Annotated in this window: 16 protein-coding genes; 10 read left to right on the top strand and 6 right to left on the bottom strand. The window is 41.0% G+C overall.

What is annotated here, in order from left to right; all coding sequences use genetic code 11:
- Positions 1-31 precede the first annotated feature (31 nt).
- The 5 genes from WA352_RS18230 to WA352_RS18210 all read right to left on the bottom strand — a co-directional run bounded on the left by WA352_RS18230 (position 32) and on the right by WA352_RS18210 (position 4,824).
- The gene (locus WA352_RS18230; protein ID WP_033134449.1) at positions 32-1,303 is read right to left on the bottom strand and encodes a glycosyltransferase family 4 protein; all 1,272 of its coding nucleotides are present in this window, start codon (positions 1,301-1,303) and stop codon (positions 32-34) included.
- 156 nt (positions 1,304-1,459) lie between these two features.
- The gene (locus WA352_RS18225; RefSeq protein WP_033134465.1) at positions 1,460-2,299 is read right to left on the bottom strand and encodes a symmetrical bis(5'-nucleosyl)-tetraphosphatase; all 840 of its coding nucleotides are present in this window, start codon (positions 2,297-2,299) and stop codon (positions 1,460-1,462) included.
- A gap of 5 nt (positions 2,300-2,304) precedes the next feature.
- Positions 2,305-3,117, bottom strand: a complete 813-nt coding sequence (rsmA, locus tag WA352_RS18220) for a 16S rRNA (adenine(1518)-N(6)/adenine(1519)-N(6))-dimethyltransferase RsmA (protein WP_004802636.1) — start codon at positions 3,115-3,117, stop codon at positions 2,305-2,307.
- Between the two features lie 31 nt (positions 3,118-3,148).
- Positions 3,149-4,117: a 4-hydroxythreonine-4-phosphate dehydrogenase PdxA gene (gene pdxA, locus WA352_RS18215; RefSeq protein WP_033134448.1), complete on the bottom strand. Its 969-nt coding sequence runs from the start codon at positions 4,115-4,117 to the stop codon at positions 3,149-3,151.
- 77 nt (positions 4,118-4,194) lie between these two features.
- The gene (locus WA352_RS18210) at positions 4,195-4,824 is read right to left on the bottom strand and encodes a hypothetical protein (protein ID WP_033134447.1); all 630 of its coding nucleotides are present in this window, start codon (positions 4,822-4,824) and stop codon (positions 4,195-4,197) included.
- A 267-nt stretch (positions 4,825-5,091) separates the two neighbouring features.
- Between WA352_RS18210 and rplM the strand changes: the two genes are divergently transcribed.
- Together rplM and rpsI are read left to right on the top strand one after the other, a co-directional pair.
- Entirely contained in the window at positions 5,092-5,520 is a 429-nt protein-coding gene (rplM, locus tag WA352_RS18205) for a 50S ribosomal protein L13 (protein ID WP_004802631.1), read from the top strand.
- A 12-nt stretch (positions 5,521-5,532) separates the two neighbouring features.
- Positions 5,533-5,919, top strand: a complete 387-nt coding sequence (gene rpsI, locus WA352_RS18200) for a 30S ribosomal protein S9 (RefSeq protein ID WP_004775642.1) — start codon at positions 5,533-5,535, stop codon at positions 5,917-5,919.
- 64 nt (positions 5,920-5,983) lie between these two features.
- Here the strand turns inward: rpsI and WA352_RS18195 are convergent, their stop codons facing one another.
- Positions 5,984-6,382, bottom strand: coding sequence for a hypothetical protein (locus WA352_RS18195; protein ID WP_033134446.1), 399 nt, complete (start codon positions 6,380-6,382; stop codon positions 5,984-5,986).
- Positions 6,383-6,508: 126 nt separating this feature from the next.
- Here WA352_RS18195 and WA352_RS18190 point away from each other — a divergent pair, with 126 nt between their 5' ends.
- The 8 genes from WA352_RS18190 (at position 6,509) to WA352_RS18155 (ending at position 12,851) form a co-directional block, all read left to right on the top strand.
- A complete protein-coding gene (locus WA352_RS18190; RefSeq protein WP_005206356.1) occupies positions 6,509-7,168 on the top strand; it encodes a glutathione S-transferase N-terminal domain-containing protein in 660 nt (219 codons plus the stop codon).
- A gap of 14 nt (positions 7,169-7,182) precedes the next feature.
- A complete protein-coding gene (locus WA352_RS18185) occupies positions 7,183-7,608 on the top strand; it encodes a ClpXP protease specificity-enhancing factor (RefSeq protein ID WP_004802623.1) in 426 nt (141 codons plus the stop codon).
- A gap of 15 nt (positions 7,609-7,623) precedes the next feature.
- Positions 7,624-8,286 carry a hypothetical protein gene (locus tag WA352_RS18180; RefSeq protein ID WP_033134445.1) on the top strand — a complete coding sequence of 221 codons (663 nt, stop codon included), beginning with the start codon at positions 7,624-7,626 and terminating at the stop codon, positions 8,284-8,286.
- Positions 8,287-8,673: 387 nt separating this feature from the next.
- Positions 8,674-9,033, top strand: coding sequence for a hypothetical protein (locus tag WA352_RS18175; RefSeq protein ID WP_004802620.1), 360 nt, complete (start codon positions 8,674-8,676; stop codon positions 9,031-9,033).
- Positions 9,034-9,187: 154 nt separating this feature from the next.
- A complete protein-coding gene (locus tag WA352_RS18170) occupies positions 9,188-10,156 on the top strand; it encodes a hypothetical protein (RefSeq protein ID WP_004802619.1) in 969 nt (322 codons plus the stop codon).
- A gap of 8 nt (positions 10,157-10,164) precedes the next feature.
- Positions 10,165-10,707, top strand: a complete 543-nt coding sequence (locus WA352_RS18165) for a GTP-binding protein (protein ID WP_004802616.1) — start codon at positions 10,165-10,167, stop codon at positions 10,705-10,707.
- Between the two features lie 22 nt (positions 10,708-10,729).
- Positions 10,730-11,149, top strand: a complete 420-nt coding sequence (locus WA352_RS18160) for a roadblock/LC7 domain-containing protein (RefSeq protein ID WP_004652554.1) — start codon at positions 10,730-10,732, stop codon at positions 11,147-11,149.
- A 358-nt stretch (positions 11,150-11,507) separates the two neighbouring features.
- A complete protein-coding gene (locus WA352_RS18155; protein ID WP_033134708.1) occupies positions 11,508-12,851 on the top strand; it encodes a sphingomyelin phosphodiesterase in 1,344 nt (447 codons plus the stop codon).
- Positions 12,852-12,853 lie beyond the last annotated feature (2 nt).

The raw sequence follows: 12,853 nt of genomic DNA, 5'->3' as shown, positions 1-12,853 counted from the left end.
CTCCTCTTTTTGAGAGTAGCTTAAGTCGCGATCATGGGAGACTCCTCACGACTTGATACAATGCTTGTTCTAATTGTTGTACTGGGAACTGCCAGCTACTTTGCTGCACACTTTCACTGGCCAATAAGCCCATTTGTCGTAATTGCGGCAAGGCAGGTAGTTGGCAAATCGACTGAATTAAATGATCTGTTTGCCCTAATGGAGTCAACCAGCCAGTAACATTCGGTTGTACATGCTGATGGGCGCAGACATAATCATAAGCTACCACCGCTAAGCCGCTGGCAATCGCTTCTAAGACCACATTACCAAAAGTATCGGCTTGGCTGGCAAAGGCAAACACATCGGCACTGGCATACGCGGCTGAGAGTTCACGACCACTCAAACTGCCCATAAAGATAATGTCATCCGATTGTGCCATCTTGCCTAGACGGGCACGATCAGGGCCATCACCGACAATTACAAATTTGCTATTTTTGCCTTGTTGCGCCTGTAATGCATGAAAGCTTTTAATCAGCACATCGACTTCTTTTTCGGGTGATAAACGTCCGACATACAACATCACTCGGGTATCGGCATCGACACCCCATTGTTGGCGCAGTTGTTGTGAACGATGTTTGGCCGAGAATTTTTCAGTATCCACACCACGCCCGACCACCACCAATGGGCAAGTCACACCAAAGCCACGTAAAGCTTGTTCGGTATATTGACTTGGTACACAGGTCACATCGGTACTGTTATGGAACCACGTTAAATAACGTTGAATTGGCTTAACCAAGAAAGCCAGATCAAAGAAACGGCTAAAATCATGAAAGGCTGAATGGAAACCACTGGAGACTGCAATTTTTCTTGATTTTGCTGCTTGTAAGGCGGTCAAACCCAAAGGCCCTTCTGTGACGATATGCACCACATCTGGAGCAAATTTTTCAAAGGCTTTGGACACTTTAATATATTGCGGCCAACCAAACTGAATACTTGGATATTTCGGAATCGGCTGTGACATCACCAAACATTCTTGTTCAGGGTGAAATTCGGTACAGACTGCTTTTTGGGTTGGTCGTACTAATAAAATTTTATGCCCTAGTCGCTGTAAACCTTGACACAATTGCATCATCGACAGCGCCACGCCATTGATTTCTGGTGGCCATGTTTCGGTTACAATGGCAATTCGGAGACGAGGACGAACTAAATCACGAAGTTCAGACAATTCATCTTGTTTATTTTTGAGTTGTTTCCTTTTAAAGTAAAATTTAAAATTTTCAGGAAACTCTTGCTTGAATAGAGATGTCGCGTATGTACTCTGCATATCGCCATCCATTTGTGTCGTTATTTTCATGCTTTCAGCTTAAAAGCATTTTTTGACACTTTAATGATCAGTCTATGACAGTTTTTTGACAGTCTTAAAATAAAAAATGCCCAATTTTAGTATAAAAATGGGCATCTAAAAGAGATCACAGACTGATCAAGCTAAAGGATTATCCACCGCAAACATGTGTTGATCTTCCAAACGGAACGCCATCAATTGCTGCCCCCAAACACAGCCACCATCGACATTTTGAATTTGAGCGCTAATGGTCTTGCCCTGCAAAGCCGCCCAATGTCCAAAAATCAACTGATGGGTCTGTGCTGCCTGACTTTCAAACTCAAACCATGGTTGGAAACCCTCAGGCATCGGTGCATCGAGTGCATCTTTAAAATCAAATTCTAAACGACCTGTTGCATCAGTTAACCGCATTCGAGTGAGATAATTGGTAATACAGCGTAAGCGTGCCATACCTGTGAGTTCATCTGACCATAGATCAGGTTGTGAACCATACATCTCGGCAAGAAAGCCATCCAAAACCGAGAGATCATCATGACCCACTACCTGCTGGACTTCTTGTGCCAATACCACCGTTTTTTCGGCATTCCAAATACACGGCACACCTGCATGGGTAATCAAGGTCTGTGCATTCGGAGATAGGCTTAATGGCTGTTTACGCAGCCAATCAATCAGCTCATCACCATCAATAGCATCAATCACTTCTTGAGTATGATCTTTGTCTTTGGCCTTTTTAAAACCACGGGCGCAGGCGATCAAGGTTAAGTCATGATTACCTAATACCGTTGCAGCAGCACCACGATCCGCCAGTTTTTTAATAAAGCGTAATGCACCCACCGAGTTTTCACCACGTGCAACCAGATCCCCTGCAAACCATAAAAAGTCTTGGTCTGGATCAAAGCGGATTTCTTTTAACAACGCTTTCAGTGCTTCGAAACAACCTTGTACATCACCAATGACATAGTTATAGCGCTTAGACATCGACATCAAGCCACCATCTGATCAGAAAGTGCAACAAAGTCAGCTAGGCTCAAGGTTTCTGGACGTGCCATCGGATCAACGCCTGCTTTCTCAAAGCCATCTTCCACCAACATGCCTTTTAAGCTATTGCGTAAGGTCTTACGACGCTGGGTAAATACATGACCCACTAATCGCGCTAAAGCTTTCTCATTTTTTGCCACAATCGGTTTAGTTGCATACGGCTCTAAACGGAAAACGGCTGAAGTTACCTTCGGTGGCGGATTGAATGAGCCCGGTGGTACTTCAAATAAGAAGGTTGGCTTGCAGTAATACTGAATCATCACCGATAAACGACCATATTCTTTGGTATTTGGCGTTGCGGTAATACGATCCACCACTTCTTTCTGCAACATGAAATGCATGTCTTTGACTTTGTCACCGAACTCCAAGAGATGGAACAACAGTGGCGTTGAAATATTATATGGTAAGTTCCCTACTACGCGCAGTGGACGGCCGTCTTGAAACAGTTGTGTGAAGTCGTATTTCAACGCATCGGCTTCAATAATGGTCAAACGCTCAGGATGTGGCACACGACCCGGCAAACCCGCGGCCAAATCACGATCCAGCTCAACCACGGTCAACGCATCACATTCGCCAATTAAAGGTGAAGTCAATGCCGCCAAACCCGGTCCGATTTCGACAATATTTTCGCCCGCACGCGGATTCACTGAGCGTACAATTTTGGCAATCACACGTTGATCATGTAAGAAGTTTTGACCAAAACGTTTTCGGGCCTGATGCCCTTCATCTTTAGGGTTCAGGGCATTAATTTGATACATAATAATTCCAACGTGAATAATTTCTTGCCCATCACTGACGGGCTAAATCAAGTGCTAAATCCACTGCGACATGTAAGCTTGATGCTTTCGCCTGTCCAGTGCCTGCAAGAGAAAGTGCTGTGCCATGATCGACCGAAGTCCGAATAAATGGCAAGCCTAATGTAATGTTAACTGCTTCACCAAAGCCTTGTGATTTTAACACAGGTAGACCTTGATCGTGATACATCGCCAGAACAGCATCGGCATCTTTTAGGTTTTCTGGGGTAAATAAGGTATCCGCAGGTAAACTGAGACTCATGCTAATCCCCTGTGCGCGATAGGTTTCTAACACAGGATTAATCACTTCGATTTCTTCTCGACCCAAATAGCCATCTTCACCGGCATGCGGATTCAGACCACAAACCAAAATACGTGGTGCAGCGATTTTAAATTTTGTTTTTAAATCATGAATCAAAATATCAATCACTTGCTGCAAACGCTCTGTGGTAATGGCATCAGGCACATCACGCAAGGCTAAGTGTGTCGTCGCTAAGGCAACTCTTAATGTTTTCGTTGCCAGCATCATCACCACACGATCAATACCTGCAAACTCTTGGTAATATTCGGTATGCCCACTAAACGTGATGCCTGCCTCATTAATAATCGACTTCTGAACTGGGGCTGTTGCCACACCAACACTCTGTCCTGACATCGCACAATCGGCTGAACGACGTAATTGTTCCAATACATAAGCCGCATTGGCTGAATCCAATTGTCCCAACACAACAGGCTTAGCTAAAGGCACATGTTCAACAAAAAGTTGTCCCTGCAAACTAGATTCAGTCTGTCCTTGATAAGCAATCAGTTCAACATCAAGACCTAAAAGATTGGCGCGTTGCTGCAACATTTGCATATCAGCCAAAATAACAATGGGCCGTTCATCTACACGCTCTGCCAAACTCAGACAGATGTCTGGGCCAATTCCTGCAGGTTCGCCTGAAGTGACATATAAAGGGAGCATAGGTATCGCCAATCTTTTTGATTACCTCTAGTGTAACCAAAATCTAAAACGAGCTATAGCCCTTCATTTTTTATAATTTACTTTACTTCGGGATTTGTTGTCGCTTTGGGTAAGTTTTGTGGCACTAGATTCGAAGGTACAAACTCGACCTTGCGTGTCCAAGGATTAATCTTGGGCTGTACTTTCTTCTCAGCCTGTACGATCACTGCTTCTTCTTTTTTCTCAGGGACTGCTACAGCACTCGCGGATTTATCTGCCAATGGGTTGCTAACAGTTTCTTTCTTTTCAGCCACTTGTACAACTTGAGTCTCTTTCTTCTCCACAGGCGTTGGCGCAACCACTACACTGACTGGGCGTATATATGGTGCTGCGATTGATCCTTGTTTGACAACCGTTTGTGTGGTTGGTTGCTGAACAGGCTGTGCCGTTGTATTGGTCGCTTGCCCTTGTAAATTCATCTGATCGACAGGAATCTCAATCGCTTTCATTTCTGCAGTCACAGCCATCGAAGGGTCAACATGATCGTTGCCACGACTTTCCAGCACCTCAAGCTTACGGCTGGTGCCCTCTTTGGGCTGAAATTCTGAATAATTGGTGACGCTGGTCTGATCTACCCATTTATAAAGTCGTCGTGCATTGGTTTGTGTTGAACAAACGCCAATTAATAATGTGACTACAACAATTTTTGTAGAAAACGACAACTTCATCAAATTCCCCGAGAGAAGAGGTAAATACTTCTATTTATTTCAAATAATTGGAATAAAAATGATAGGGTAAATCCAGCCCCCTCACAAGACAAATAATGTGCTATTTCATTCAGTGTGCGTTAATTCCCAAACCAGTCACATTGCAGCAAATTCTGGCATTTCCGGCTAATTTTTCTTGTGTGCTTTTATAAACTCATGTAGAATTCGGTCTCCTTTTGTTTGGACAGATTTCATCGTCCAAACCAACTATAATAGGTAGTGGTTTAAATGAAAACTCTCAGCGCTAAGCCAGCTGAAGTTCAACACGACTGGTATGTTGTTGATGCTTCTGGCAAAACTTTAGGTCGCCTTGCGACTGAAATCGCTCGTCGTTTACGCGGTAAGCACAAAACTTCTTATACTCCTCACGTTGACACAGGCGACTACATCGTTGTAATCAATGCTGAACACGTTCAAGTGACTGGTAAAAAAGCGCTTGATAAGAAATATTATCGCCATACTGGTTTCCCTGGTGGTATCCGTGAGACTAACTTCGAGAAGTTAATTGCTCACAAACCTGAAGCAGTTTTAGAAAAAGCTGTTAAAGGTATGTTACCAAAAGGTCCTCTTGGTTATGCAATGATCAAAAAAATGAAAGTGTACGCTGGTACTGAGCATCCTCATACTGCTCAACAGCCACAAGTTTTGGACATCTAAGGGATACAGCACATGGCTACTAATTATGGTACAGGTCGCCGTAAGACCGCAACTGCACGTGTTTTCTTATCAGCTGGTACAGGTAAACTCGTAATTAACAACCGTACGCTTGAGCAATATTTCGGTCGTGAAACTGCTCGTATGGTTGTGCGTCAGCCTTTAGAGCTTTTAGAAGTTACTGAAAAATTTGACCTTTACATCACTGTTAAAGGTGGTGGTATCGGTGGTCAAGCAGGCGCTATCCGTCACGGTATTACTCGTGCATTGATCGCTGCTGACGAAAACTTAAAACCTGCTCTTCGTCAAGCTGGTTTCGTTACTCGTGATGCTCGTGAAGTTGAACGTAAGAAACTTGGTTTACGTAAAGCTCGTAAACGTCCTCAATTCTCTAAACGTTAATCGTTTTACGAATCGGACAAAAAACCTCGGATTTATCCGAGGTTTTTTTATTGCCTGCGTTTCATCATTTCTTTTTAGAACAATCCATCATCGCATCACCAGCACCATCGGCAGAAGCGAACTCAGTGATCTTACAGCCATTCTGTGTATAGGTCTTGCTCACTTTAGAAAATTGATGATCTTTCGGGATCGGTGCATTACACGGTTGACCTGTTTTTTCATGAACCATCTGGACTGGACCATCATTATAAAGAGTAACCTGACACCCCTTGACCACATACTGTTTTTTGATCCCACCATATTGTTGCCCACTATCATCATCAGCCGCATCAGCAATAACCGCATCGGCAGCGGCCTCACTCTCTACTGATGAGACATTGTCTTGCTCAGATCCTGTAGGTGAGCTAGCACAACCAGCCAGTAACAACGCTCCACACAAAACAATCAGGTAATCTCGCTTCATTCTATTTTCCCTCTTTGAACTTATTGAATCATAAATCTATTCTGTAACATGCATATTGTTCAGCTTTAAGTGATTTCCAACGTTAATTTTAGTATTCTAAACAGTCAACCATAATTTTTTGGACTTATGTCTTTAGAAAATCCCCCAACCCCTGTCCAAGGCATTACGCTTTATAGTCATGCAGATGATTTCCGCTCACACTGGATTCGTTTTTTACTTGCTGAAAAACAAATCAAATACCAACTGATTATTACAGATCATGAGGATGAGGATTTAGCTGATCTCAATCCCTACAATCAACTTCCAATGTTGATTGAGCAAAACCTAAAGCTATTTTCAGCCAATGTCATTGCTGAATATTTAGATGATCGCTATCGTCAAAATAAACTCTATGCCGATGCCCCGATGGCGCGTGCCGAGCAACGCCAATACATTTGGCGCTTTGAACAAGATTGGTTCAAGCTTGCCGATCATATGCTAAGACATACGGATACGATAGACCCACAGCAAAAGCAAAAAGCACAGAAGGAACTTCGGGACACCCTAATTTCTCTCACCCCTCTGTTTCAGCATTTTCCATTTTTTATGTCGGAAACTTTTTCAATTTTAGATTGTATGCTCGCTCCAATCTTCCTAAGGCTAAAAAGTATGGGGGTTGAACTCCCTGCACAGCACTGTCGACCTATATTCTTGTATTGCCATCGTATCTTTAGCCGACCATCGTTCATTAAATCAATGACAGCTCAAGAAAAAAACAGCTACAATGAATTGATTTCTACGATTTAATAAGTTTTTCAATTATGTCTGAGCAAATAACTTTTACACCTACACGCCCATATCTTGCTCGTGCCATTTATGAATGGATTTGCGATAACCAACTGACACCATATTTATTGGTGGATGCGACGCAACCCCATACTGATGTTCCCTTACAATTTGTGAAGGATGGTCAAATTGTCTTAAATCTTGCTCCACATGCCATTCATCAGCTACATATGAGTAATGAAGCGATTACCTTCTCTGCTCGCTTCGGTGGCGTTGCAAAAGAAATTTATGTGCCGATTCGTGCTGTATTAGGTATTTACGCAAGAGAAAATGGTCAAGGCTTGTTTTTTGATGCTTCTGAATATGCAGAAATCGAAGACTCTACAGCGGCATCAATCGATGAAACAAAGCAAGAAACTGAACCAACGAAAAAGAAACCTTCACTAAGAATTTTAGATTAAGCGAGGATCGTCACGATGGCATTTGATTTAGTTCAATATTTTTCTGAACAAATAAAAATTCAAAAACCACAACTTTTTGGTCAATATTCTCTTAAAGAAAAACAAAAATATATTGATGAAGTAAACGTGTTGGCACTTGGACAATTGATTAGTCTATGGAAACAAAATCCACAGAAACTCTATCAAGAAGTCCATACTGCCGATCCTCTTTACATTCAAGAGGTTGCTCGCCATCTCACCACCTCAGCTCATAATCAATCGGCACTTAAAGCAACCGAATTGGAAAAAAGCCTGTCAGATGTACTGGCCTTACAATTAACTGAATTGAAACAGCTTGATCAGACTGGCAGCTTTGGGCAAACAGGGCTAACAGAACTTTTATTGGGTCAGATTGAGCATCTATCTGGACAAGCAGAAGACTGGGTTTGGTCAACCAATCAACTCACCGAATTACTCGGCTCGAAGCCAGTTATTCAGCAAGAAGTATCACTTGAAGCGACGATGCAAGAATTCAATCAAATGGTACATCAAGCACAACCCGTTGCGCATGATGATGAGCCTACGATCGAAGTCGAAATTCCAGAAACTCCAACTTGGGCCTATATTGTTTCGCCTTTCGTGGCATTGGTCATTCTGATCTTTTTGTATTGTTCATATTGCCAATTGGTTTCCGTTTAAGCTCACCATTTAAATGATAAAGAAAGCACGATTGCTTTCTTTATCATAGACTTATTATTAATTTAATTTTATTTAAAAAATCAATGTACCTATATTAATTAAAAATAATTTACATTTATTTACAATCAAAGCAGGTATTTAAAACCCGATATTAATGTGAATAAAATCACACTAAAAATAAAATTCAATCCTCAATTAGTATTTTTATTTGTTTGTTTGACAAAAATTGTCAATTATTAGCAAATCGGTCAATTCAATTATTTTAAAGTATGATTGATTTAATAAAAGAGTTTCCTATAATGAGATTAACTACTTTTGAAAACTAATCAAAAACAGAAGTGGCAAATATAACTTCATAAACAAAGATGTATTAGTAGAGATAAAATCATGGCTAAAATTTCATTAGAAAGCTTAACAAATATTGATGGGTTCGTTGCAGCAGCATTAGTAGATACAGAGAGTGGTTTGGCGCTAGCAACTCAAGGTGGGGGTTCAATCGACTTAGAATTGGCAGCTGCGGGTAATACCGAAGTTATTCGAGCAAAACGCCGTGTAGCTAACTCACTAAAACTGAACGATGACATCGAAGATATTCTGATCACACTGGGCAAGGCATACCACTTAATCCGTCCATTAGAAAGCAATGGCAACTTATTCCTTTATCTCGTATTAGACCGCAGTAAATCGAACCTTGCGATGGCTCGCCACGAATTAAAAACATTTGAAAAAGAATTAGACTTTGCTTAATTCTAAATTTCAAAATACTTAATATATTAGACTTCTTGTATATTTAATATTTTCATTATAAGAAAATATAAATATGCAAGCGGTCTATTATCAGTCTTTAGTATTAGACTAATTTTGTGCAGTCCAATATTTTATAAAATATTAAAGTGATACTATGAATGGACATTGCATTAATATCGCAATTTCAGGTATAAGTTTAAAAGTTTCAGATGAGTTAAAAATAGAACTTAGAAAAACAATACCTCATGAATTTGGCATTAATTGGATCAATATTGCCGATCCTAATATCGACTTATTATTAATAAATGAAAATTTTTTTGAAACCGAAGGTATTCAACGTATTTTAGAACAAAAACAACTTCCCTGCTTAAAAATTTCAAAAGGAGAAGGCTCACAACATATAGAAGAACACAATACGCTTTACTTGCCTTTTCAGCATACTGATGCATTAAAAAACTGGATTCATCTCCGCCTTTTAAGCTATATCACCCATCAACAGGCGCAACAACCGAAGATCGAATCGACCTCTACACATAATGCTATCAATGAAAAGTATTTAACCGACATGTTAAATCCTGAAAATGCCCGTCTACATTTGTTTGATGATCACGGTACTTTGGCCATTATTGATACGCGGAGTCAAATTGCATGGCTAGAACCAACCCGCACCCACACGCAAACCAACCATAGTTTTAAATATGAATTTGCGACCACCTCAAACTTCACCAAAGTTTCTCGCAAAGTTGAATATAACCTGCAAGATTGGTTATGGAACCTGTTCTGGCATTCACTCGAGTTTCAGCGTTTAGCGCCAAATGAAAATGAATACTACAAAATTGAATATTGGCCACAGCCAGCTCAAGGCACTGACCGTAAAACCACTTTATTGCTTTCTGCTTGCTTTATACAAGGAGCCCAACTCTATCAAGTTGCAACACAATTAAAACTTCCTATTCAAACGGTTCAACAATTTATCGCTGCCTGCATTATTTCTGACAATGGCGGCATTATCCCTGCTTCAGAAAGTCATTACCTACGAATTGAAAAGACTGAACAAACAATTGAACAACAAGGCTTTTTAAATAAATTTTTCGGCAAGATCAGACGCCGCTTTGGGCTTTAAGGATTGATATGATTCTCCAACAATATAAAATTGTATTTGCAGGAAGCATGGGCGCAGGTAAAACCGAAGCAATCAAATCGCTTTCAGAAATTCCTGTCCTCGCGACCGAAGCATTCAATACAGATAGTCAGGCCCATAATAAAATGCAAACTACGGTGGGTATTGATTATGGTGAGATTACTTTAGATGACGGTGTAAAAGTAGGCTTATATGGCACCCCAGGCCAATCACGCTTTGATTTTATTTGGCCGGTGATTTGCCAAGGCGCTTTGGGCGTTATTTTATTGGTTGACCACAACAGTAAAGTACCAATCGAAGAACTTGAGGGGTATTTGGATACCTTTAAGGACTATACCCAAAATATTTCAATCGGCATCACCCACGTGGATGAAAACAAGGGGCAACCAACCACGATCTATCGCGAGTGGTTAATTCAAAATGACTACCAATATCCCTTATTTTTTATTGATGCCCGTAAACAAGAACATATTTTGCTGATGATTGAATCTCTCATAGCAGCATTAGAAGTCAATTTAAAAGCAACAAACTAATTACTTTATAAAGAGAAGAATTATGTTCAGTATTCCTAGTCAGCAACGTACAGCACCCAAAGAGCTGATTCAGTTTGCTAAAGCGCAGGCCAACGATATTTTAACCAATATCCGAGGCGTCGATTATATTATGCTCTGCTCTACCGATGGCTTTGAGCTTGCCTCCATTTACAAGAAGAACCCTTATAACAGCACCAAACTGGCAGCTGTCAGTAGTTCAATCTTGGCAATGGTCACTGCTTTTCTCAATGAAATCCAGTTGACAGGCTGCCAAAGTATTACCTTGGATGCTGAAAATGGTAAGGCCATTCTGACCTCAATCCCTGCCCCTCATCATCCCATGGTCATGGTGACTTTAAGTAATAAAGATGTCTTGTTAGGACAACTGCTCTATAGTTTGAAACAAACCAGCAGTGCAATCGTCGACGCTGACCAAGCTTAATTTTTCTCATCACAAAATCTGACAGGCACCGCCAGCTTGTCAGATTTTGTTCATTTATAACCCCTATAATAAATAGATTACTTTTCAATTTTCTTTTTTGAATCATTAATTTTCATATATTTCACTAAATAACTATCCCAATCTGTTAAAAAATCCCTATTTCAGCCAAAAATATGGAATAAAATATTGTTTTTTAAAACATCAGATGAGCGGTTAGAAATTTAAATGATTTAGCAATATTTTTTCATTATTATAATTTTCGAACAAATAACAATCATAAAATTTTCACAAATGAATAATTTTAACAACATCCGATTGTATTTGTTCAGACATTATTAAGCACTATGGAGAGATAAAGATGAAGCTGAAGAGCTTAAAACTAGGCGCAGGGGTCGCGCTCTTAATCAGTGGTTTTTCTACCCAACAGACCTTGGCTGATTCCTACGTGTTTGTGACCAATACCACGCCACAAACCGTATCAATACAAGTCAATCAAACTGGGGCAAGCTTACAGCAAGGCAATGAATGGGCGCAGGAAGCGACTCAACTTGCACCCTACGAGACCAAACGGGTATTACGCATCAACCGTTATACTGGGATCAAATCCGGTAAAACCTATAACTTTGATACCGTTCTCAGCAGTGGCAATTCACAAGTCACTTTAAAACAAACCATGACGGGAACTTGGTCAGGTAGTAATATTAAACATGGGATTCAAACGGCGACCACAACATCACCATGGTATTCAGATCGTGATGTGCATCGTATTAGTACAACTTATGGCGGTTTATCTGCACAAGCAGCAGTAAAAGCTGAGTACACGGGGGGCTATGATGATTTCCACTACACCATTCATCAAAACACGCTTCAAGAGCCTGTTTCAGCCAGTGCCGATGAGCTCAAGGTACTGACTTACAATATTTATGCCCTCCCGATGGTGGCGAGTAAAATCAGCGAACGCTTGGCTGAATTACCAAATCATTTAAACGGTTACGATGTGATTATGATGCAAGAAGCCTTTGCTTCATCGCGTACAGGCATGCTGAATCAACTGGCACAACAGTACCCATATCAAACCCATATTCCAGTCGGTTCTGGCTATAACTTGTTTGATAGTGGCTTGGTGATTGTGAGCCGTTATCCAATCGTCAAAACAGCACAATTGATTTATCCAGACTGTACAGGAACTGATTGTTTTGCGGATAAAGGTGTGCTGTATGCAGAAATCATTAAGAATGGTAAGGCGTATCATGTCACCTCTACGCATACTGCTTCTTTTGATACCGATGCAGCACGCGCATTGCGTCAGGTTCAGTTCAAACAAATTCGCCAATTGGTAAATCAACAAAATATCCCAAGTTTTGATGCCGTGCTCATGGGCGGTGATTTCAATGTGAATAAACTGTTATGGCCGCAAGATTATCAAGACATGTTAACCAATCTGAATGCGACCGCAGCACCAAGCACAGGTTATACTGAATCGACCTTTGACCCACGCGTGAATAAGTTGGCTGGAGCAGCAGGTTCAGGTGGTGCAACAGTCGAATATCTAGACTATGTGGTGGCATCAAATAACCACCGTCAACCGACTCAGTCTCGTAACGATGTGCGTATCTTACGTACCACAGCGGACCCACTGTATATGACATGGGATCTTTCAGATCACTTCCCTGTGATGGGGCAATTTAATTACGGCCCATAAAC

The organism is Acinetobacter sp. 102 (assembly GCF_037028485.1).
Taxonomy (GTDB): domain Bacteria; phylum Pseudomonadota; class Gammaproteobacteria; order Pseudomonadales; family Moraxellaceae; genus Acinetobacter; species Acinetobacter higginsii.
The sequence above is the reverse complement of the archived record's forward strand: the minus strand, read 5'-3'. Positions and strand labels throughout refer to the sequence as shown.

Bases quoted from the DNA above. Each gene is read 5' to 3' on its own strand.
- WA352_RS18230 (WP_033134449.1), bottom strand. From the start codon at position 1,303: ATGCAGAGTACATACGCGACATCTCTATTCAAGCAAGAGTTTCCTGAA.
- WA352_RS18225 (WP_033134465.1), bottom strand. From the start codon at position 2,299: ATGTCTAAGCGCTATAACTATGTCATTGGTGATGTACAAGGTTGTTTC.
- rsmA (WP_004802636.1), bottom strand. From the start codon at position 3,117: ATGTATCAAATTAATGCCCTGAACCCTAAAGATGAAGGGCATCAGGCC.
- pdxA (WP_033134448.1), bottom strand. From the start codon at position 4,117: ATGCTCCCTTTATATGTCACTTCAGGCGAACCTGCAGGAATTGGCCCA.
- WA352_RS18210 (WP_033134447.1), bottom strand. From the start codon at position 4,824: ATGAAGTTGTCGTTTTCTACAAAAATTGTTGTAGTCACATTATTAATT.
- rplM (WP_004802631.1), top strand. From the start codon at position 5,092: ATGAAAACTCTCAGCGCTAAGCCAGCTGAAGTTCAACACGACTGGTAT.
- rpsI (WP_004775642.1), top strand. From the start codon at position 5,533: ATGGCTACTAATTATGGTACAGGTCGCCGTAAGACCGCAACTGCACGT.
- WA352_RS18195 (WP_033134446.1), bottom strand. From the start codon at position 6,382: ATGAAGCGAGATTACCTGATTGTTTTGTGTGGAGCGTTGTTACTGGCT.
- WA352_RS18190 (WP_005206356.1), top strand. From the start codon at position 6,509: ATGTCTTTAGAAAATCCCCCAACCCCTGTCCAAGGCATTACGCTTTAT.
- WA352_RS18185 (WP_004802623.1), top strand. From the start codon at position 7,183: ATGTCTGAGCAAATAACTTTTACACCTACACGCCCATATCTTGCTCGT.
- WA352_RS18180 (WP_033134445.1), top strand. From the start codon at position 7,624: ATGGCATTTGATTTAGTTCAATATTTTTCTGAACAAATAAAAATTCAA.
- WA352_RS18175 (WP_004802620.1), top strand. From the start codon at position 8,674: ATGGCTAAAATTTCATTAGAAAGCTTAACAAATATTGATGGGTTCGTT.
- WA352_RS18170 (WP_004802619.1), top strand. From the start codon at position 9,188: ATGAATGGACATTGCATTAATATCGCAATTTCAGGTATAAGTTTAAAA.
- WA352_RS18165 (WP_004802616.1), top strand. From the start codon at position 10,165: ATGATTCTCCAACAATATAAAATTGTATTTGCAGGAAGCATGGGCGCA.
- WA352_RS18160 (WP_004652554.1), top strand. From the start codon at position 10,730: ATGTTCAGTATTCCTAGTCAGCAACGTACAGCACCCAAAGAGCTGATT.
- WA352_RS18155 (WP_033134708.1), top strand. From the start codon at position 11,508: ATGAAGCTGAAGAGCTTAAAACTAGGCGCAGGGGTCGCGCTCTTAATC.